Below are 21,513 nucleotides of genomic sequence, written 5' to 3'. Positions count from 1 at the left end.
ACAGTTTACTTTCGAAGCGTACCGCCTAAGCTCAACTTAGGCTGAAAAATTAAGGAACCTTGAGTTTCGTTGCCATCAATCTTGTCTAACAGATTCTCACCACAAGCACTGCCCATCTCAATGATTGATTGTTTAATAGTCGTGATTTTAGGCGAAGCGACCTGATTCAAAAATACTCCATCAAAACCAGTAACGCCAAAATCTTTGGGGATATCACCTCCACAGCGCATGATTCCCCGTTCAACTCCGATTGCCAATCGATCTGAAGCACAGATAAAAGCAGTATTCTTTTCAATCTTTTGCCAATTATCCTTGATGAAATCTGAAGCCAAATGACTATGATTCTCAAATCGATGCAATTCGGGCATCATTCTTTTTTCCTGAACCTGTTGCAAATAACCAGCTTCACGAGAATATTCAAACGATTCCTTACTATCGATGCCAATATAAACTAATTTGTCATAACCCTTTTTTAAAGCTAATTGCGATAATAAATAAGTTCCCGCTTTATTGTTAGTATCAACATAATCTAACCCATAGCGGTTCTCACCAAACATAATCACTGGCTTTTCTAATTTCTTAATCCAGTCGACATCATGTTCACGCATACCTGTGATGATATAGCCATCGCAATTACCAATATCGAAATTCCGACGTGTGACTAACTGCAAAGAATATTGATGTAGATCCAAAGTTTTCGCAATTCCAATCATTAAATTCATATAATATGGTTCTGTTGTATCAATATCTTCCAAAATGCAGAGTTTGACAATCCGCGTATTTTTATTGACCAAGGCCTTAGCAATCATGTTTGGATGGTAGTCCAAATCATGCATCGCTTGATAAACTAACTTTTTCAGTTCATCTGTGACCTTTTCTGGATGATTGATAACGCGTGATACTGTCATTTTAGAAACATTGGTCTTTTTAGCTACATCAAGTAAAGTAGTCATGTTCTTTCCCCCCATATATCACAATTTAATTATAACAATTTAAACCCCTTTCAACGCTATTTTTATTATTTTTTGGAAGAAAAAAAATCACCCATTATAAAATGGATGATTTAACAGTTACGGAGCCAGTAACTATTGGTGTGTTTTTTATTAGGTAGATGCTGTTAACATCTATCGAATTTCATTATCAATGCTAAAATATTAGTTGTAAATATCTTTTTAGTTCTATGACTAAATTGTTAGCAAAATGTGACAAAAACGTAAGACTAAATGTGAAAGGAACAAAATCATGGATCACTCCACCCAGATTCTTCTGATAATTTCTGGAATCATTATGGCAATAACATTAATTGTTGGTACTATCTTAGTCAGCATCACGCTCTTTCAAATGGCCAAGGCTGTTAAATTGCGAAATAAAATGCTTTTTCAATCCAGTCGCCCTTATTTAGTTTGTTTGAGAAATCAGCAACAATTGGAAATTAGAAATATTGGTCAAATTCCAATCAAATTAGACCAACTCATTATCGATCAAGAAACTATTCCTTTAGACGGAAAAATTATTCCAATTGGACAATCTTTCTTCTATAATATAGGTCCAAATTCTGCCATAAATGCTCTAATCAAATATCATGATGATATTGGACAATACGAAAACAATTTTCCTTTATAACTAACATTACTTAACCCTCTGTAAACAGTTTTTCTTACGATATCTTACAAACCTTACAAAAACGTTAGTATCAAGTCATTAAGGTGCATGATATCCTTTTTAAGAATCATGGAGGATTATTTTATGAGTAAAAAATTATTAAGCGGATTAAGTATCATAATTGTTTTATTAATTCCTATTTTAATTTATCAATTGTGGTATGTTCCTAACTACACTGGGGATGACTATTACACCTATATTGGTAAATCTTATAAAGAAGTTATTGAAAAAGATGATTCAGGTAATGAACTTCCAACTTATTATTACAACCAGGATTCTTTCAATAGAAACGGAACCAAAAAATTACTAAAATTTGATAGTGCCATTGGTCGTCCGATTAAACCAAATAATTATATAAAAATCTCTTATAATGATCATCGCAAGCGCGTCTTGTCTTGGGAGAAGGTCAAAAAAAATCAAGTACCTCGGAAAACTTTAGACAGACTTATAAATAATGCCACAAATTAGTTACAAATTTCAATAGATTTTTTTACTTTTTGATTACACGTTTATTACGATGTTAATTTCTGAGAACAATTGTGTAACTTTCATTATATTTGATCTAAATAATGACTATACTTTCTTATGTTGCTAAAGCAACAAAAGGGAGAAAGGGTTTATGGTTTTTAAGAAAAAATTTGTCGTAGCTCTTGCTATGATGATGTCAATGATCACGTTGTTCTTTTGTGCAACCAATGTTGACGCTGCACGTACAGATATGGTCGATGTCTCTAACAACAATGGTTCTATGACACTCGCAAATTTTCAAGATATGTATAGTAACTACGGCGTAAAGTCAATGGTTACTAAAATTAGTGAAGGGTCTTCTTATAAAGATGCTGATGCTGCAACTGCAATCAAGAATGCACAAGCAGCTGGACTTTATGTCAATGGCTATCACTACGCTAGATATAGTACTGTCAGTGGTGCCATTGCTGAAGCTGATTTTGCTGGTAAGACAGCTCAGGCTGATGGATTGCCAACAGGAGCTGTCTTAGCTACTGATGTGGAGAGTTCTGAACAGAGTTCTTTAACAACAGCTCAAAATGACGCTAATAATAAAGCCTTTATGACAGAAATTGCTAAATACGGGTACCGTTCATGTATCTACACTATGGGCTCATGGGTCGGTTCAAAAATGACCGTCGATGACGGTTGGATTGCATCTTATCCTTACAATCCAGCTGGTCAAGAATGGTATACCGGCTATCACGCATGGCAATGGTCAAGTACTTATCAATTTAGTGGCAGTTACGGTAACTTCGATGTTTCTGAACTTTATGACGATTACTTTACTAGTTATGAATCACCTACTGGATCAACTACTACAACAACTGGTGATAATAGTTCAGATTCTAGTTCCTCAGATTCTTCTGCTACAACTGACAGTGGCTCAAACTCTGGTACAGGTTCAATCACCGTTTCAAATTCATCCGGCAGTTACGTTCCACTAGTTGCCTTGCAAAATGATGGTTCAATGGCTACTGTTTCTAATCGTGCCTTGGGTAACAATACTTCCTGGGCTACTGATCAAACAAAGACCGTTGATGGCGTAACTTATTATCGTGTTGCTACTAATGAATGGGTCAATGCTAAATATCTTAGTGGCAATTCAGGCAGTTCGACTGATTCAGCTTCAAGTGATACTGACGTAATCAAAGTCAGTGATTCATCTTCTGCATATGTCACATTGATGGCTTTACAAGACGATGGCACAATGAAGACTGTTTCTAACCGTGCTTTAGGTAACAATACTTCTTGGGTTACTGATCAAACTAAAACTGTTGATGGCGTAACTTATTATCGTGTTGCTACTAACGAATGGGTCGCTTCAACTTATGTCATTAGTTAATAATTTAATAAAATAAATATAAAATGTCTTGAAATCAATTGAGGTTTCAAGATATTTTTTTACGCTTGTTTTGAAAAATTTCTATCATCATAAACTTCAACGCAGTAATCTTTTTTACCACAAACGAGACAGGTTAATTTACGCGTTTTTAAATTATGTTTGGCAAAAATGATCTCTTTAAAACTTGGCTTGATTTGAGAATTGCAATTGGGACAAATGTAAGCATTATTTTTGTAGTAAAAATAGGTCAAAGCACTAGCTACAATGATTGCAATTACAATTGCTACAATAAATGGCCACCAGACTCCTTTAAAAACACCCCAAAATAAGCTGCCCCATTCCAAAATGTCCAAGGGAATACCGTATAAAATCATCATTAAATGTACCTTACGCAATTTTTTCTTATTGTCCATAATCTTTTCTATGTCATCGATCGTCTCGATTTGGATTTGACTGATTTGTGGTAAATTACGTTGCAGATCTTCGACCGTCTTCAATTTGGATTTAGAATCTTTGATAGTAGCCTTCAATTCTTTTTGTCGCTGTTCCAACAAAAGATTCAAAATTGTCACTGAATTAGGACTTTCAAGAATCTCGGCAATTGCTTTTAAAGAAATTCCTAACGCCTTTAATAACAAAATCATCTTTAAACGTTGTAAATCATTATCATCATAAATTCTCTTGCCATTATCTAAAACTTGGCTCGGTTTAAGTAATTCTTTTCTGTCGTAGTACTGTAACGTCCGAACAGATACTTCAGCAATTTTTGCAAGTTCACCAGTTGTGTATTCTGACATAGATTTCACTTCCTTTGATACTTCTTTTATAGACTATTACGTTAGGTCGTTAGCAAGGCTTTTTACCATTTTTTTATAATAACGCCGTTATATTGTCATTTATATGATACAAAAAAATCCGATGAATGAAATCAAAAATTTCATCATCGGATTTTTTATACTAGAGGATCGAACCAACGACCTCTGCAATCTTTTCTATTTAAAGTAAGTTTCGGCAAAATTAATTGTCTTATTAATATACTTTTGGCCAGCAACTTTCATTGACTCAGCATGCGCTGCGCCCTTAACAATCCATAATTTCTTAGGACCGTGGTCGTAGCTATAATTCTTATATGCATTGGAAGTCGGAACAAAGTGATCTATTGATCCCTGAATGATAAAGAGCGGAACTTTATTATTCTTCAGAGTATCCTTAGTATCTGCTTGATAGAAGTTATATTTTGCAAGTACATCGGCGAACAAACTAGCTGTTGGCACGATTGGGAAACTTGGCAAATTGAATTTTTCCTTCAATTCATACTTCAATTCTCCGGCAATCGTTGAATATCCACAATCAGCAATCGCAAATTTAACATTCTTCAACTGCTTCCCTAAGGTATACATTACTGTGGCAGCCCCCATGCTGACACCGAATAATCCAACCTCAGATTTCGAACCATTCTTTTGATTAACTCTTTGAATCCACTTGGCAATATCGTTACGGTCTTTCCAACCATAACCTGAATACTCACCTTGACTCATTCCAAATGATCGATTGTCAGGTGTTAAAACGTTATAGCCTGCTTTATGAAACATCTTAGCATAAGAACCCATGTACTTACTTGCACTTCCGTAACCGTGTATTACAACAACCGTCTTGGCTGTTTTATGTGCAGCGGGTAAATAGCGAGCTTTCAATTTCAAGTTGTCTTTACTTTTTTGTTGCCAAATCTGTGTCTTTTGATTAGCAAACCAATGATCATCTTTGGTCATTGGTCCACCGAGCTGACTCCCATATCCGCTCTTGCTAAAAGCAAAATTAAACATGTAGCCACTGGCAGCAATATCAGCCACTAAAGCTAAACTGACCACTACCAAAAGAATTACTTTAATATACTTTTTTACTCTCATAATCTACCCTACTTAGAACTTAAAAATTAGTGTCGCTAAATAATCATAAGCTTCCGGGTAAACTAATTGCAAATTAAAATTTTTATATTTCTTGGTTTGAAAGCTTTTCGTCACGCACACGGTTCTCAGTAGCATTGCTGTGGAACCAGTGAATATGTGAATCGAAAAAGGCAATCATATCGTTCATGAAGTACATAATGTATGTCAAGAACAAGACTGGACTAGCATCTCCTTGAGTAGCTGTAACGCCCCAAAGAACGATAGACATAATACCTTGAGCTGTCCAGAAATAATATTGTTCACGGAAACGCAAAGTACATAATAATGCACCTGTGAAACCAATAGCAGCTGAAACTGAATCAATTACAGGACGTGGACTGATGAATAGGTTTGTATCCATCAAATACAACAATCCCCAAGCAACGAAGAAGAAAACAGCTGTTAGAAGCCATTTAAGACCTGTTAAACCATGAATATGCTTTTCAGCATCCTTAGCCCATTGTGGACTGATCAAAACAGGAATATCTAGTAAGACGATGTAACTTAACTGAAGAACAACATCTGAGAAGTTCTTAGCATTGATAGCGACGTAAATATAAATAAGTGCGGAAACTAATCCTAAAACACCATTTAAAGGCTTGGCATTGGTAATAGCGACAGTACATGTGAATCCTAAAATTGCGGCTAGCCATGTCCAAATAGCGATAGCGTTAATTGAATGTGAAAGTGTTGAAGCTGTTATGGCCCCTAAACCAAACATTAATAGCATGTAACTTCTGAAACTCCAATGTTTCATTTGTTCAACATACCATTTTGGGTTGAAAATACTCATTGTTTCTTCTCCTCTGGACTAACCATCAATATACGATTGTAGTTCATTATATTGATAATTAATCAAATTTTATTTATCCCTCAAATTGTATTAATTAAAATATCAATTTAACCGACAGCTAAAATCATACCACCTTTTTTGATAGATTTGTTAATGATGATTTCAAGTATACGGAAGCCATATCGGTGTAAAACGCTTACCCCTCCTGTCAAATGGGAAGTTTATCATCTGATACAAGATATAGATTTTTTTGAATTCATATCACTATATATTGTTATAACGGACGAAATGCACCACTAGATATCGTCATAATATAGATATTTATAAAAGATAGTTTCAGGATAAAAATAATTTTTGGCACATTAATATATTTAAGCTTCAAAACAAAAAACTCAGCAATCATTTTTCGATTACTGAGTCTTTATGTTTTTATACTTTAAAGTTATTAGTTAAATCTTACCAACTAAATCGCCACTAGGTTTGATAGTCTTTTCACCCTTGTGCCAATCGGCTGGACAAACATTGTCACCATGTGCTTCGACGAATTGGGCTGCTTGGAGCGTTCTGAGAATTTCCTTAGCATTTCTACCTATTCCCATGTCATTAATAGTATATGACTTGATAATACCCTTAGGATCAATGATGAAGACGCCACGGTAAGCTTGACCACTCTTCTCATCTAAAATATTGAAGAAATCAGTCAATTGATGCTTTTGATCTGACAACATTGGATATTCAACCTTTCCAATGGTATCAGTTGCTTGAGCCCATGCCATGTGCGAAAATTGGCTATCGACTGAAACGGAATAGACTTCGGCATTACTTTCTTTGAAGTCTTTATAGGAATCTTCAAAATCGCTTAATTCGGTTGGACATACGAAAGAAAAATCTGCTGGGTAGAAAAACATTACTGACCATTTTCCTAACAAATCAGCTTTGTTAAAGGTCTTTAATTCACCCTTTTGATATGCATTAACATTGAACTCTGGTATTTCTTTATTAATATAGTTCATTCTTAGGCCTCCCTAAATTATGTCTTAATTATAATTCTAAAACATATGAAACGTCAACATTTCATAATATTTGTTTAAACATTTATATCTTAACAGAAATTTAGTTTTAATTTAAAAATAAAGCCCTTTATGTGACAATATAACTATTCGATTAGGAAAGGCTTGAAATTATGACACATGATGAACAACTAAAAGCTGTAAAAGATTTTTCTTATCAAAAAATGAGCGGCGACGCTACCGGACATAACTTCGATCACATCCAAAGGGTCGTCAAAACTGCTAAAAAAATTTTGGTGACTGAAGCTGCCGACCCACTTATCACTTTAAGTGCAGCCTATTTGCACGATGTGGCAGATGATAAATTAGTCAGTGATCCTGCTGAACTCGAAAAAGAAATTAGAGATTTTCTCAAAGATAATCAATTCAGCAACACACAAATTGAAGAAATCATTTTTATTACTCACAATCTGTCATTTAGCAAGTCTTTGGGATCCAATCCTCCTAAACTTTCACTCGCTGGTCAAATCGTTCAAGACTCTGATCGACTGGATGCGATTGGTGCTATTGGTATTACTCGTGCAATTTACTATGGTGGCGCTAATTCAGATACTATCTACGACCCTAAAATTTTGCCAAGAGAAAAGATGAATAAGAAAGAATATCGTAATTTGAATAATGAGACGATCATCAATCATTTTTACGAGAAATTATTGAAATTAACTGATATGATGAATACGTCATCTGCTAAGAAAATTGCTCAAAGTCGAAATCAATATATGTTGGGCTTCTTAGCGGAGTTTAAAGCGGAATGGGATGCAAAAAAATAATCATAAAGGGAGTAATAAATTTTGGTTTCATTTGAAGAACAAGATAAACAATATTATGATCACATCATCAGAAATTTAAATGAACGTGGCGTTAAGTTAACCGATATTGCGGACATCGTGATTTTTTTGGAAAAAGATTATGTTCCTGGGCTTGATAAGGAGATTTCTATTCACGCTATCAATAAAGTTTTGCACAAGCGTGAGGCCCAAAATGCTATTATGACTGGAATCGACCTCGATATTTTGGCCGAAAAGGGTCTTTTGTCAAAGCCTATGCAACGAATCATGGAAACTGACGAGTCAACATATGGAATTGACGAAAATATTGCTATCACTTTAGCAAGTCTTTATGGTTCAGTTTCCGTAACTAATTATGGTTATGTCGATAAAATCAAATATGGCGTTTTAGGCAAGTTAAACGACAAGTCAACTGGAAAAATCAATGTCTTCTTGGACGATTTAGTCGGTGCCATCGCTGCAGCTGCTTGTGGTTGGTTAGCTCATAATGAACGCGAAGTTCAAGAGTTATTGAAAAAAGAAAATAAATAAAAAGGATTCAAAAATCTTTGACTGAAATATCAGTTATTAAGACTTTTGAATTTTTTTTATACTACTAGTAAAACATTGATATTCGTATGGATATTTCGTCAATTGTTCCCTAGGTTCGCCATTCAACAAACTCACATGGTAATCTAACTTGCTTTCTTTAACGATATCTTCAGCTTTTTTCAAATCATGCCTAGCACCATCTTCCAAATCCTTAGTCAGACCAGGTGCAAATGAGACTCCCACGTTCATTGGTAAATTGGCTGTATTGACAACCGAAACTAAATATAATTCTGATTGAAAGTGCTTAGCTAATGAAATAGCGGAATTCAAAGCATTATACGAACTTTGACTGCCATCGATAGCAACTAAAATTTTTTCATACATCGTGAATGCACCTCCTAATAGCTTTAGCCAAATTCTAGCAACTTAGGAAAAAATAAGACATTTATATGCTATCAAAAGACTATACATTTGATATACTAATCGGTAGAAATGATTATTTTTGTTAAGAGGGATTATTATGTCAAGTCAGGAACGTTCAGCTTTGATTCAACATGAATGTCAAATAAGAAATAATCTTAAAAAAATAGAATTCACGCACTATTTCAGCAACCGATTTATGGAAAAATATACACAATTTTTTTGCATTGAAGATTTTTTAAAGTCATTAGGGATAATCAATCGAAATTCATTAGAAAGAATTGGTCAGGCAATTTTGGAAAAACAAGTCCACAAAACTACTATTTTCTCTTCATGGCAGGAAATGCTCGACTATGCTGGAAAGGATTATCATCAAAATAAAGCAGTTGAAATTTAAAGGACATTAGCAATCAGATGTATCACCCACAAATGCAAGGGATAAAATAAATAAAATCCATATTTTAATTTTTGATTAAGAGATCCAATCTTGCCATTATAATAGTGTAGCAATGGAATAATCAAAATAAAAAAGATATCACTCGCATTCATCGCAATCGTATCAAAAATCATAATGCCATTTAAATTAGGAATTGTTAAAGCCATTGGTAATTCAATCAAAGCAAATACCATCATCAAAATTAGATATGCTCGATTTCTTCGTTTGACGTCTCCATAAGTCAATTGTGTAATAAACATGAAGGGAACAACCACGAAACTTCCTTCCAAAGGGATTATTAAACTTGCAATCAATAAAACTATTGCCAAACTTTTCAAAACTTTTTTTAAAGATGGATTATTATTTTGATTATTCCAAGATATCAAAACTATCGCACCTAAAAAAAGAGTTAGGAAAATATTGTCTCCAAGGATAGACATCACGTTATGTTTTCGTAAAACAAATAAATTAAGTAACCAGTTACCAACTGACATCCCCACTCCCCAAAGTAATAATCGACTTAAATAATTTTTCCGACTGTGGGTATAATGCAAACCTTCAACTACTAAATAGGCAAATCCGACCGCCACAACACGAGTAATAATGTGAAAGAAATCTGCTAAATATGGTGAAATAAAAACGTCAATATGATCTAGGACCATTAAGAGCATTAAGATGATTTTAAACGTTTCCCGATTAATCGATTTCGATGTAAGATTGGGTGTGAATTGTTGCATTTTTTCTTCTCCTTTACTGTTATGAATTGATTATCTAGGAAAAGAAATCAACTGTAAATATACCTGACATAAGTGTTAGTACGGCATTACAAATCAGTAAGATTATTAATGAATAGAGATTAATAATATAATGAAAAAAATCAAAAGGCTTTTACACTCAAATGGTTATTACATACTTATTGTCGTGACTGGACTAGCATCTCTAGTCGTCCTTGTCTTAAGTTATTTGCCGGGATTTGATGTCTCCAGATTCCCCTATTTGCAAATCGATATTTTGACCTTAGTAATTTTTTCATTCGATTATTTTGTAAGATTATTTTTAGCACCTAATAAGGTCAAATTCTTACGCAAAAACATTGTCGATTTATTAGCAATTTTGCCTTTCAATACCATCTTCAATGCTTTTCGAATCTTTCGGGTAGTCAATATTATCAGCCTTACCAAAATATTTACGCTCATCCGTTTTATTGGGACAGCTGGAAAACTACAAAAAAATGCCAAAAAAATTCTCAAAATAAACGGTTTCTTCTATTTAATAATCATCTGTGGCATCGTTTTAGTTACTGCCACTATCATGTATTCTTTGGCCGAAAACGTTTCTTTGAGCGATTCATTTTGGTGGGCTATCGTCACCGCCTCAACGGTTGGTTATGGCGATGTTGCTCCAAAAACTCTCGTTGGACGTTTAGCTGCCATTTCTTTGATGATTATTGGCATTGGATTTATTGGAACTTTAACTAGTACCATAACGAGTTATTTCACGCAAGAAAATAACGTCGAAAGTGAAGATAAATTGGATAAAATTTTAGTCAAGTTAGATAAAATCGAGTCGGAAAATAAACAACTGCGTCAAGAAATTAATGATTTGAAAGCTCACCAAAAATTTAAATAAATTTTTAATAATGTAGTAAAAATTTTGAAAGCAAACTAATAAAGCTTTTTAAATTCTAATCTATATCAAATCCGAGTGGAATTCTTTGAGACATCTCAGATATAATTAGAAAAAATATTTTGGGAGTCTCAATGAAAAAGAAAATGCTCTTTTTAACTGTCACATTAGCCTTAATTGTAATTGTAAATTGTAAAACAACCTCGGTTTCTGCGGCTAATAATCCGATTGAAAATTATTTAACCGCCACTAACATGAAAAAATCAGCACAAATTTCTAATCAAACGAAGAAGATCAATCAAACTATCAATCGCCGATTATACAAAAATGTCAATGCTGTCACAAAAGTTCTTGACGAGGAAAAGAGCCTCTCCAAAAAGAAGCTCTCTAATATTCAACAGTATTGGTCTCAGTTTGTTAAGAAAATTAATTATTTGAAGAATTCTCAATTAGAAATTTATGTAACATCTAATTTTAAAGAACTGTCGCAAAATAGTCGACGTGAAGTGATAGCAATGGCACAGCATTTAACCTTAGACTGCTTAGAAAGTTATCGGGCTGTCACACGAGAAGAACATCTTGAAGGCTTATTCGCTCATATTTTTTGTGATGGGACTGCATTAGGACGAACTGAATTTTTGAATCATAAAGACTTGATTTGGCACGATTAGCTGCTCCTAAAAAGATATTTAAAATTTTATTTACTCAAAAAGGCTCAACATAATTATTACTCGGTTAATTATTTATGTTGGGCCTTTAATTGTTCTAAAAACATTTAATTTATTCAAGTCATATTTTTAACATCATTTACTATTTTGTTTAATAAATTTTAAAACATCTTCAACCTCAGTTGATTTATCATCAAGTAACTTAATAAATTTTGCATCTTAAATAAAATTCATTAAATCATTTAAAGCATTTAGATGATCAGTAGAGTTAATGGCACTTAACGAAAAGATATATTTAACTTTTTCATCCTGATTCATTAATTTAATTGGATTTGCTAATGTTGTAATTCCAATTCCAATCTTTTTTGCTCCATTTTTAGGATTAGCATGTGGTAATGAGATTTCAGGTGCAATTAAAAAACTCGCCCCATGTTCCACTTCATGAATAATTGCTGATAGATATTTTGAAGAAATAATCTTATCATTCAAAAAAGGTTGAAAACTTTTATTTATAGCTTCATTATAATTATTACAATTCAAATTTAATTGAACAAATTCTGGAACAATAATATCCTTTAAGGAAAGCTTTTTTACATCGAAAACTGGATGTGTTTGAAAAACTTCTTCAGAAAGGCTCTTTCTAATTCGTTTAAGTGTAATCTCATTGTGAACATTATTATTAACAACTTTCATTACAGCATCTAATGTTGGTGAAACAAAGTTATTTGCTGAAAATTTGCTATTCACTTTTTGGATGATTGAATATCTTTCTTCACTTGATAGAACCGGATTTATCACAAAGCAAGGTTTATTTAATGTAAAAAGATCACTGCGATAAAAAGTTGAAAAAATCATATCTATTTCATCCAAATGTTCATTTAAATCTGTATAAGGAAAAGGCATTAAAAATTTAATATTAGGGAAAATACTGGTTAATTGTAAGTAAGCTAACGCTGAACTACCTATTCCATTAGGACAAACTATTGCGGCAGTTAGATAATTTTTTTTAGTTTGATTAGCTTCATAAATAAATCCTATTAAATGGATTGTTAAATATGCTATTTCCTCATCAGGAACTTTTCCTAATTCTTTACTAAAAGAATCAATCGTTTGCGATAACAATTTAAATATTGCATTATATTCTTTAATTACCTGCTTTGTTAATGGATTTGTGATTGGAAATTTAAATTGAAGTCTAAAATACATTGATCTAAAGTGTGTAAATATCTGACTAATAACTTTTTTATTATCCGAGAAATTAACACCGGAAATAATAGAGAATCTATTAACTAGCTGCTCAGTTATTTTATAGATATGATCGTCAACTTGAAGATCTTTATTATCACCAATACTCAAACACAAAACAACGGTTGAAAAATATAAAATGGTCTTTGAATTTGTATAACCTAAATCCTTTAATAATTCTTCCGTAAACTTGTACTCGTTTGTTTCCTTTATTGAAAATTTTTTGACATTTGTTGGAACATAATTCGGCCTTTTCGAAACTCTATTAATAACAATAGTCAAAATATAGCAAAATTCTCTAAGCCTATTCTCAACGAAATCTATATGAAACTTCTCTTTTAAACCGGTTACTAAATTGATAACTTCTTTAAGACCATATTTACAATTTGAATCTATAAAGTCATTTAGCAGCTCTGATTTATTTTCAATTAATTCATCAGATATACTTTTTATCAGACATCCTCTTATTGCATCTTCCCTTCCAACAATCCGGTATCCTGTTTTTCGGTCATAACTTACTCTTAACTTTTTAGATAATAAGAAATACTCTAATCGTTTTAAATCCTTTGATGCTGTAGATTGGCTGACTTGCAATAATTCCTGTAAATGAATTAATGATAAATATTTATTACTCGTAGACAAAAGTAAAATCAAAAAAAGTTGTCGTTCCTTTGTACTTAAGACATAGCTTTTTAACGATGTTAAATTTTTAGATACTCTAGTTTTTAACAAGTATTCATATGTATTACTAGGAACACTAATATAGACACCATCAGCATCTATCTTTTCCTTATTGTTTGACTCCAAATACTGATTAAGCTTATCTATAGAATAATCAATTTGTCGATCTGACAATGAATATCTCTCGGTTAGTTCATCCTTGGTTAAAATCGGATTCTGAATCAATCTATCTATAATAATAAGCTGTTTTCTATCTAACATTATTTTTCCCCCCCAGAAAGTCCATTTTATAAAATAAAGCCAAAAAAGTTGCTAGCCTTCTGACTATCAACCTTTTCAATCTTATTTTACTTTTGTTTACGATACTCATCAATTTTATTTCTAAACTGTTTTGCATTATCAGCAATATCATCAATATTTCCTTTTGATAACGCTCCACCTATACCTACAATATCAGTTCCAGCCTTTAACCAGTCTATGATATTTTCAGTATTGACACCACCGGACTCAATAAGTGGTAAATAAGGGATTGGAGTTTTAATCGTTTTAATTAAATCTGGGCCAACTATTCCTCCGTAAGGGAAAATTTTGATAAACGTCGCACCCTCTCGTAATGCATTAACGGCTTCAGTTACTGATGTACAACCTGGAGCATATGGTATTTGATACTGATTACAAAGTCTTGCAACTTCCTTATCAAACATTGGAGAATATATAAATTGTGCACCTGATTTAATAGCATCTTTAGCGGTTTCACCATCCAAAACTGTTCCAGCTCCTACAAGTAACTTATCTCCAAATTTTTTCCTGAGAATTATTATAGAATCAGCTGCGCTATCAATTGTGTAACTGACCTCCATAACGTCAACTCCACCTTTTACAATTCCTTCAGCAATTTCAAGTACCCTTTTCGTATCAGCTCGAACTACCGCTAAAGCACCACTATCGTAAATTCTATTCATGTAATCTAATTTTTTCATAAACTACCCCTCAATGATTTTATTAGTTCTGTAATATTCAATCATTTTATTTATTTCTTTTAATTCTTCTTTATCTGGCATAATAACTGGTTTTTTAGCTGAGCCAACATCGATTCCACTCAATGTTACAGAAGCTTTCAAAGATGATGGTGTAGTTCCGGTATGAAGAATTTTCCTTAGAGGTTCAATATTCTGTTGATTCTTTTTTGCCTTCTCTATATTTCCATCTTTAAAGTATTTATAAATATTAACATCATTTTGAGTTAAGAGATTCGCTGTAGCAGCGATTGCACCATCACCACCCGCTTCCAATAATTCTAGGATTTTAGAGTCAGAGCCTGATAAAACTCCAAAATTATTATTATTCCTTAACTTCAAGTATCCACGCATATTTTCAATGTCACCTGAACTATCTTTTACTCCAACAATATTCGGATTTTTAGATAATTCCGCGACAGTTTTGGGATCAATATTTACTCCTGTTTTACCGGGCATATTATAAAGAATAATTGGTACATCTACTGAATTAGCTAAATCATTAAAATGGTTTATTAATTCATCCTGTGTATTTGGAACAAAATATGGAGTAACAACTGATAATGCATCAGGATGCAATTGAGAAATTTTTTGACTAAAACTAATAGTTTCAGAAGTACTATTCAAACCAGTACCAACGAAAATTTGAGTTTTATTACCCACATAATCAATGACATGCTTTGCGAAACCATATTTCTCATCTTCTGTGAATGAATATGCTTCCCCATTTGTTCCTAATATAAATATTCCATTTATATCATATGATAAAAGTTTATTTAATAATTTATCTGTTTTTGAATAACTAATTTTCTGTTCATCATCCAATGGTGTAACCATTGCAACAATAATCCCTGAAACATCTGCCAAAATACAATCTCCTTTCTAATGATTAATGAAAGATTCCTAAGAACCAATTTAATAATGATCCAACAACGTTATAATCGACGTTAGGGAATGTAGAACCTGTGATACCTAATGATGAGAATTCTGGATAAAGTAATATTGGTAAGAACGCTAATAATAATCCAACTACAAAGGATCCAAGGATTGCTCCTCTCCAACCACCTGTAGAGTTACCAAATATACCTGCTGTGCCACCTGAGAAGAAACAAATATGAGCGGCTGGAATAATTACAATCGGAAATTTGAGTAAAACCATAACTACAATTGCTAACAATCCTGCTGCATATGAACTTAAAAATCCAACTAAAACGGCTGTTGGAGCAAATGGAAAAATTGTTGGTACATCCAAAGCTGGACGTGATCCTGGAATAAACTTCTCTGAAATTGCAACAAAGGCTGCAGTGATTTCAGCAAGAAACATACGAACACCTGTCATCAATATTGAAATTCCAGCTGTAAATGTCAAAGCTTGAATCATTGGATAAACTAGCCAATCAGTTGTTCCGGCCAATTTTGTAACAACTACTTTACCAGCGGCTAGGGCAGCAATATAGAAGATTACAATCATAACGACCGCTACACCCATTAGGAAGTCTTTAAAAAATGACAACCATTCTGGGAACTTAATATTTTCTGTTGTTTCATCCTTATGTTTACTAAATGTATTGCCTAATAAACCTGATAGAGCATAACCAATCATGTTAAAGTGACCAATGGCCTGAAAATCTCCACCAGTAATTTTTCTCATAAATGGCTGACACAATTGAGGCAAAGCAGCAGAAACAAATCCTAAGATTGTTCCACCAACAATAATTGCCCAAGTATTTCCAATACCGTGAGCCTTTAAAATTAAGGCTAAAACACAGGCAAAGAATAAACTGTGACCACCAGTAAAGAATACGTTCTTAAATGGTGTAATTCTTGCAAAGACAAGGTTCATAATGAATCCAGCGATAAGAGTAACTGAAACTACGAATCCATATTTTCCTTGTGCTAAAGCAGTTGCTGCTTCAGGCGAAGCGATAACACCTGTTAAATGAAAGCCTTTTTGAAACATCACGTTAAAATTTTGAAGAGCCGTTGTCATGGTACTAGCTCCGACACCAAAAATCAGAAAACCGATAGCAGTTCTAAATGTTCCTTTTAAAACATCTGTTGCTTTTTTATGCTGTGCCACCAATCCTATAAAAGAAACTATTGCCAATAGAATAGCGGGATTTGATAATAAACTAACTATAAAGTGCATATTAATTTACTCCCCTCAAATTTTGTAATATTTAAAAAATTAAGATTGTACTTGCTTTAATGCTTCGGATAATTTTGTATAAATCTCATCTTTATCAAGAATGTTCTTGATACCAACGACAACCTTGTCGATTCCCTGATCCTTTAATTCTTGTGCCACGTCACTCAAGGCAATAACAATTGGTCCATTAAAACTTGGTAATCCATCCAAAGATGAGTGTTCAACTTGAACAGGCAATTTATGTTCATCAATAACTTCATTCAACTTAATTTTTAACATTAAACTTGAACCTACTCCTGCACGACATGCTACTAAAGCTTTAATCATAATAAATACTTCCTCTCTTTATTTTTCGACTTTATTTTTTAATACCGAATCCTGAATAAACTGTAAAATCTCACTGGATTCATTAGAATCAGATAATACTTGATAAAATTTTTCATCTGTTAATAAACCAACCAATTCTTGCATTGCTTTGAGATGAGAATTATTATCAGGTGCACTCAATGTGAATACATAAGAAACCGGATCATTATCCTCATTATGGAATTTAATCGCGGGTTCTAAAACTGTAATTCCCATTGCTAATTCTTTAGCCCCAGCTTTACCAGGTGCATGTGCCAATGCTACATGTGGTGCTATTACAAAATATGGACCATATTCTTTTACGGAATTAATAATTTCATCTACATAATTAGATGTAACAATATCATCATCTAATAATGGCTGTGCCGATAACCTTATTGCATCTTTCCAATCATCAGCTTTAACATGCAATTTTATCAAATCTTGTTTTATAATTTTTTCAATCATTGACAACACCACCTAATCTCTTTTACATGAATTATTATATGTTTATTTATGTAAGCGCTTCAATTGCTATTGCTATCATATTTTGTTATTGCTTCAACAAATAATACAATTGTAAATCAACATTTTACTTCCAAAACTCCTCTTGCTGTAGACAAGTAGATTTTATGAAACCGCTTACTTTTAATGTTTGTTGATTTCTTTACACAAATAGGAATCAATTGTTATTGTTTAAAAATCATTATGAAATAATAATAACCTTAGATACTCAACTAAGGAGGAACAATAATGACTAATTCATATTCATCATTAATACATAATTTTATAGGTGAAGAAATTGCAGCATTAAACAATGTTAATGAAAAATCCGAAAACGAATTTGACCCCATAGTGGATGAACTTTTAAATATAAAGGGAAAATTAATATTTATGGGAGTTGGAAAATCCGGATTAATAGGTAGAAAATTAGCAGCAACTTTTTCAAGCACAGGAACTCCATCATTTTTTGTTCATGCAACTGAAAGTGTTCACGGGGATCTTGGCATGATTGAAGAAAATGACACGGTTATTCTAATTTCTAATAGTGGTGAAACTAAAGAAATCATTGCTCCGATAAAATCACTAAATACTATTGGTTCAAAGACCATTGCCTTTACAGGAAATCCGGAATCCACATTAGCTAAATTATGTGATTTAACTCTTACGATTCATGTTAATAAAGAAGCTGACAAGCTTAATTTAGCTCCTACCAATAGTTCCACAGCAGTATTAGTTGTAGGAGATGCAATTGCCTGTACATTGTCAGAATTAAAAGGTTTTTCAAAAGACGATTTTGCTACATTCCATCCAGGAGGAGCATTAGGAAAAAAATTGTTAAGTACAAAATAAATTACATAATAAAAGGCATTCCATCATTGGAATGCCTTTTATTATTGGTCAAAAAATTTCACTTATAATAAGACCAATTTCTTGAATAAAACGTATACAATCTATTCTTTGACTTTCATAATTAAAATGCGTTAGAACTGCACAATCAATAAATTCATCATCATATTCAAACCTTGATACATCATGTTCCTCATGAGTTAATTCTCCAGTTTTAGTATATATTTCACCAATAAATCCACTTTTAGAAATCAAAGCTGGTAATTTACTCCTTGTTAGTGAATGACTAAGAGCATCTCTTACAATTGAACCTAATTCATCATTACTATTCAATATTTCAGTCCAAACATTCATAAATTCTTTTAAATTAATAATGTTATTCTCGACGGAATTATTCATCATAAATCTTTCAATTCTGATATTTTTAAATTTATTTTTTGACCATTCAGAAAGATTTTGCAATTGTAATTGTTTTAATAACACATTAGTAGCAGTATTATCTGAAATACTTAACATAAGATAAATAAGATCTCTTACCTTTAATTTATCAATACTCAATCCTCTAAGTACTCCGGCTCCACCAACAATATCCTGAGATGTTATCGGCAGTACCTTATTAAAAAAACTTGATTTATTTATCTTGTTGTTTAATAAATAATCAACAATTACGATTTTTATTAAACTAGCAGCATTAAATGTTAAATCACTATTATATTCAAAGATAATTTTTGAATTAGAATTTTGAATTTTTATGGCATAATCAATTTCTCGTGGTCTTTTTAAATCATTAATTTCTTTTACCAAATAATTACTATTTCTCATTGGTACCACCTAATCCAATTTTTTTTGAGGGTATTAATTTATCTTTATTAATACTAAAGCCAAAGTCTTCTTTTTCATCAATCATATTTACAGAATCTAAATCTGCATATATTACATTTTCATTTGAAGAAGCAAATGATATGGCTGCAGATATACTTTCAGGACATTCAATCATACAGCCAATCATACACTTAATTCCTGAAGCTTCAGCTATATCGTTTATCTTTTGGGCTTGGCTTATACCGCCTGTTTTCATAAGTTTGATATTTATCAAATCACATGCATGATTACGTATCATTAACAAAGCATCACTAGGGCTAAATACACTTTCATCAGCCATGATATTATAAGAAGATTTCTCTGTAATCAATTTCATTCCATATACATCCAATTTATTAACCGGTTGTTCAACAAAATCAATATTTAAACCAAATTTAGTCCATTCTTTTATTGCATACAAAGTCTCCTTTACAGTCCAAGCCTGATTTATGTCAATTCTAAATGAGACATCATTTGGCAAATCGATTGCTAAATCCATTGGTATTTGAACATCCTTATTGAAATTACCATTTCCTAGTTTAATTTTTAGAAAATGAAATCCTTCTTTAACTTTATTTTTAGCGTCACTTATAACTTGATCATGTGATTTAATGCTAATTGTATAATCCGTAGTTATCGGTTCATATTTCCCATTACCGAGCATATAAGTTAAAGATACGCCTTCTAACTTACTTCTTAAATCATACAAGGCAATTTCATAAGCGGCTTTAGCTGGTGTATTATTTGCAATTATGTTTTGTAATAAATATAATAGTTTATTCCATTCGTCAATTGATTTTTTTAGCAATTGGGGTTTTATAATATCCTCCATAATACAATAAGTGCTTTTTAAAGTGTCACCTGTTACTTTCTCATTCGGTGTTGCTGTCCCGATGCCAATCAAACCATTATTTAGTTTAATATAGACCTTTACTGCTTGCATTTCGTCTACTTCATGAAGAGCAGTTATAAAAGGACTTTTTAATTTTTTACGAATAACCTCACACTTAATTTTACTAATTACGTTCATTTATTATCGCTTCCTGTTTATTAAAAAATAATCCAATTGCCAATCTTCTAGTATTAATCCAATCTTTTTTACTTCTATCAGGGTAAATTCTATTTGTTAGACACACGAAGCCTCGTTTATTCTTTAAATCAAGGGCTATTGATGTTCCAGTAAAACCTGTATGCCATAAATAAAAATTATTAGAAGTCCATGATTTCCATCCTAACGTTCTACCATCTTGATAATTATTTTCAATCAAATCAAAAGCCGAATTTGGAATAATTTGTTTTCCATTATATATTCCATTATTTAAATACATAATCACAAATTTATTTAAGTCATTAAGTGTAGAAAACAAACCAGCATGACCACTAATGCCATTCATTAAATAGGCTTTATAATCATTCACAGTTCCTTGAATGACACCACCCCTACTTGATTGAATCTCTGTTGGAATGATTTTAGAAGGATTTAGACGAAAGGGATTATACATTGTATGAAACATTTTTAATGGCTCAAAAATATTTTTCTCAAAACTTTTTTGAAGTCCTCCGTCAATTTTTTCAATAATTTTTCCAAGTAATATGTATCCAAGATCAGAATATCTAATTTCACTACCAGGTTCTGTAATTAATTTTTCATTCTTTATTTTGGAAATTAACTGAGATTCATTCATTGAATGTTTTCCTTCTACATCACCTGGCAATCCACTACTATGCATTAATAATTGTTCCACCGTTACATCTGGATATAATGTACCTGAAATGAATTTAGATATTGGATCATTTAACAAGATAGTTTTACTATCCAATAATTGGAAAATTCTAGTCGTTGTTCCCACGACTTTAGTTAATGATGCTAAATCATATAACATATCTGGTCTAAGAGCTTCTCCAGTTGTATCTAAAGTCTTATAACCAATATAATGGTTTTCAATCTCATCCGAGGATATTAGTGAATATGAAGCTCCAGGTATTTCGCCTTTATTAACAGAATCTTTTATTAAGCATTCTATTGGAATAATATTCCTAATCATTTAAAATCAATCCTTTTCAAAAAGAGGTA

Annotated in this window: 25 protein-coding genes; 9 read left to right on the top strand and 16 right to left on the bottom strand. The window is 32.3% G+C overall.

What is annotated here, in order from left to right:
* Positions 1–5 precede the first annotated feature (5 nt).
* The gene (locus tag FHL06_RS02040; RefSeq protein WP_153384585.1) at positions 6–953 is read right to left on the bottom strand and encodes a LacI family DNA-binding transcriptional regulator; all 948 of its coding nucleotides are present in this window, start codon (positions 951–953) and stop codon (positions 6–8) included.
* Between the two features lie 334 nt (positions 954–1,287).
* Here FHL06_RS02040 and FHL06_RS02035 point away from each other — a divergent pair, with 334 nt between their 5' ends.
* The 3 genes from FHL06_RS02035 (at position 1,288) to FHL06_RS02025 (ending at position 3,514) form a co-directional block, all read left to right on the top strand.
* Positions 1,288–1,623, top strand: a complete 336-nt coding sequence (locus FHL06_RS02035) for a hypothetical protein (protein ID WP_153384584.1) — start codon at positions 1,288–1,290, stop codon at positions 1,621–1,623.
* A 123-nt stretch (positions 1,624–1,746) separates the two neighbouring features.
* Complete coding sequence (locus FHL06_RS02030; protein WP_162000238.1) at positions 1,747–2,130, top strand: YxeA family protein; 384 nt, start codon at positions 1,747–1,749, stop codon at positions 2,128–2,130.
* 151 nt (positions 2,131–2,281) lie between these two features.
* Complete coding sequence (locus FHL06_RS02025; protein ID WP_153384582.1) at positions 2,282–3,514, top strand: GH25 family lysozyme; 1,233 nt, start codon at positions 2,282–2,284, stop codon at positions 3,512–3,514.
* 59 nt (positions 3,515–3,573) lie between these two features.
* On the opposite strand, the gene FHL06_RS02020 is transcribed toward FHL06_RS02025, so the two are convergent.
* The 4 genes from FHL06_RS02020 to FHL06_RS02005 all read right to left on the bottom strand — a co-directional run bounded on the left by FHL06_RS02020 (position 3,574) and on the right by FHL06_RS02005 (position 7,266).
* The gene (locus tag FHL06_RS02020; protein WP_153384581.1) at positions 3,574–4,311 is read right to left on the bottom strand and encodes a MerR family transcriptional regulator; all 738 of its coding nucleotides are present in this window, start codon (positions 4,309–4,311) and stop codon (positions 3,574–3,576) included.
* A gap of 195 nt (positions 4,312–4,506) precedes the next feature.
* On the bottom strand, positions 4,507–5,421 hold the full coding sequence (locus FHL06_RS02015) for an alpha/beta hydrolase (RefSeq protein ID WP_153384580.1): 915 nt from the start codon (positions 5,419–5,421) through the stop codon (positions 4,507–4,509).
* A gap of 82 nt (positions 5,422–5,503) precedes the next feature.
* Positions 5,504–6,253: a nicotinamide riboside transporter PnuC gene (gene pnuC / locus FHL06_RS02010; protein ID WP_153384579.1), complete on the bottom strand. Its 750-nt coding sequence runs from the start codon at positions 6,251–6,253 to the stop codon at positions 5,504–5,506.
* A gap of 449 nt (positions 6,254–6,702) precedes the next feature.
* Complete coding sequence (locus tag FHL06_RS02005) at positions 6,703–7,266, bottom strand: peroxiredoxin (RefSeq protein ID WP_153384578.1); 564 nt, start codon at positions 7,264–7,266, stop codon at positions 6,703–6,705.
* A gap of 170 nt (positions 7,267–7,436) precedes the next feature.
* On the opposite strand from FHL06_RS02005, the gene FHL06_RS02000 reads away from it, so the two are divergent.
* A complete protein-coding gene (locus FHL06_RS02000; protein ID WP_153384577.1) occupies positions 7,437–8,093 on the top strand; it encodes an HD domain-containing protein in 657 nt (218 codons plus the stop codon).
* A 21-nt stretch (positions 8,094–8,114) separates the two neighbouring features.
* Positions 8,115–8,642, top strand: coding sequence for a phosphatidylglycerophosphatase A family protein (locus tag FHL06_RS01995; protein WP_153384576.1), 528 nt, complete (start codon positions 8,115–8,117; stop codon positions 8,640–8,642).
* A gap of 36 nt (positions 8,643–8,678) precedes the next feature.
* On the opposite strand, the gene FHL06_RS01990 is transcribed toward FHL06_RS01995, so the two are convergent.
* The gene (locus tag FHL06_RS01990; protein ID WP_153384575.1) at positions 8,679–9,026 is read right to left on the bottom strand and encodes a universal stress protein; all 348 of its coding nucleotides are present in this window, start codon (positions 9,024–9,026) and stop codon (positions 8,679–8,681) included.
* A gap of 136 nt (positions 9,027–9,162) precedes the next feature.
* On the opposite strand from FHL06_RS01990, the gene FHL06_RS01985 reads away from it, so the two are divergent.
* A complete protein-coding gene (locus FHL06_RS01985; protein ID WP_153384574.1) occupies positions 9,163–9,459 on the top strand; it encodes a hypothetical protein in 297 nt (98 codons plus the stop codon).
* Here the strand turns inward: FHL06_RS01985 and FHL06_RS01980 are convergent.
* Positions 9,456–10,235 carry a TraX family protein gene (locus FHL06_RS01980; RefSeq protein WP_153384573.1) on the bottom strand — a complete coding sequence of 260 codons (780 nt, stop codon included), beginning with the start codon at positions 10,233–10,235 and terminating at the stop codon, positions 9,456–9,458. The two genes, FHL06_RS01985 and FHL06_RS01980, sit on opposite strands and share 4 nt — an antisense overlap.
* 130 nt (positions 10,236–10,365) lie before the next feature.
* Here FHL06_RS01980 and FHL06_RS01975 point away from each other — a divergent pair, with 130 nt between their 5' ends.
* Together FHL06_RS01975 and FHL06_RS01970 are read left to right on the top strand one after the other, a co-directional pair.
* Positions 10,366–11,127 (top strand): potassium channel family protein, encoded by a 762-nt coding sequence (locus FHL06_RS01975; RefSeq protein WP_153384572.1) that lies wholly within the window; start codon positions 10,366–10,368, stop codon positions 11,125–11,127.
* A gap of 131 nt (positions 11,128–11,258) precedes the next feature.
* Positions 11,259–11,795, top strand: coding sequence for a hypothetical protein (locus FHL06_RS01970; protein ID WP_153384571.1), 537 nt, complete (start codon positions 11,259–11,261; stop codon positions 11,793–11,795).
* Positions 11,796–12,011: 216 nt separating this feature from the next.
* On the opposite strand, the gene FHL06_RS01965 is transcribed toward FHL06_RS01970, so the two are convergent.
* From FHL06_RS01965 to FHL06_RS01940, 6 genes are all read right to left on the bottom strand, one after another.
* On the bottom strand, positions 12,012–13,979 hold the full coding sequence (locus FHL06_RS01965) for a BglG family transcription antiterminator (RefSeq protein ID WP_238333940.1): 1,968 nt from the start codon (positions 13,977–13,979) through the stop codon (positions 12,012–12,014).
* Between the two features lie 86 nt (positions 13,980–14,065).
* A complete protein-coding gene (locus FHL06_RS01960; protein ID WP_153384570.1) occupies positions 14,066–14,698 on the bottom strand; it encodes a beta/alpha barrel domain-containing protein in 633 nt (210 codons plus the stop codon).
* Positions 14,699–14,701: 3 nt separating this feature from the next.
* Positions 14,702–15,601, bottom strand: coding sequence for a 4-hydroxy-tetrahydrodipicolinate synthase (dapA, locus tag FHL06_RS01955; protein ID WP_153384569.1), 900 nt, complete (start codon positions 15,599–15,601; stop codon positions 14,702–14,704).
* Between the two features lie 22 nt (positions 15,602–15,623).
* Positions 15,624–16,883, bottom strand: a complete 1,260-nt coding sequence (locus FHL06_RS01950) for a PTS ascorbate transporter subunit IIC (protein ID WP_153384568.1) — start codon at positions 16,881–16,883, stop codon at positions 15,624–15,626.
* Between the two features lie 39 nt (positions 16,884–16,922).
* Positions 16,923–17,210: a PTS sugar transporter subunit IIB gene (locus tag FHL06_RS01945; RefSeq protein ID WP_153384567.1), complete on the bottom strand. Its 288-nt coding sequence runs from the start codon at positions 17,208–17,210 to the stop codon at positions 16,923–16,925.
* Between the two features lie 18 nt (positions 17,211–17,228).
* Positions 17,229–17,696, bottom strand: a complete 468-nt coding sequence (locus FHL06_RS01940) for a PTS sugar transporter subunit IIA (protein WP_153384566.1) — start codon at positions 17,694–17,696, stop codon at positions 17,229–17,231.
* A gap of 285 nt (positions 17,697–17,981) precedes the next feature.
* Between FHL06_RS01940 and FHL06_RS01935 the strand changes: the two genes are divergently transcribed.
* Entirely contained in the window at positions 17,982–18,581 is a 600-nt protein-coding gene (locus FHL06_RS01935; RefSeq protein ID WP_153384565.1) for a KpsF/GutQ family sugar-phosphate isomerase, read from the top strand.
* A gap of 48 nt (positions 18,582–18,629) precedes the next feature.
* On the opposite strand, the gene FHL06_RS01930 is transcribed toward FHL06_RS01935, so the two are convergent.
* From FHL06_RS01930 to FHL06_RS01920, 3 genes are read right to left on the bottom strand one after another with little or no spacing between them, the layout of a single operon-like run.
* Positions 18,630–19,400, bottom strand: coding sequence for a serine hydrolase (locus FHL06_RS01930; RefSeq protein WP_153384564.1), 771 nt, complete (start codon positions 19,398–19,400; stop codon positions 18,630–18,632).
* Positions 19,390–20,469, bottom strand: a complete 1,080-nt coding sequence (locus FHL06_RS01925; RefSeq protein WP_153384563.1) for a dipeptide epimerase — start codon at positions 20,467–20,469, stop codon at positions 19,390–19,392. Before FHL06_RS01925 ends, FHL06_RS01930 begins: the two co-directional genes overlap by 11 nt.
* Positions 20,456–21,484 (bottom strand): serine hydrolase domain-containing protein, encoded by a 1,029-nt coding sequence (locus FHL06_RS01920; RefSeq protein WP_153384562.1) that lies wholly within the window; start codon positions 21,482–21,484, stop codon positions 20,456–20,458. Before FHL06_RS01920 ends, FHL06_RS01925 begins: the two co-directional genes overlap by 14 nt.
* Between the last annotated feature and the right edge of the window lie 29 nt (positions 21,485–21,513).

This window comes from Companilactobacillus halodurans (assembly GCF_009600985.1).
In the GTDB taxonomy this organism is placed as follows: domain Bacteria; phylum Bacillota; class Bacilli; order Lactobacillales; family Lactobacillaceae; genus Companilactobacillus; species Companilactobacillus halodurans.
This window is presented reverse-complemented; position numbering and strand designations above follow the sequence as displayed.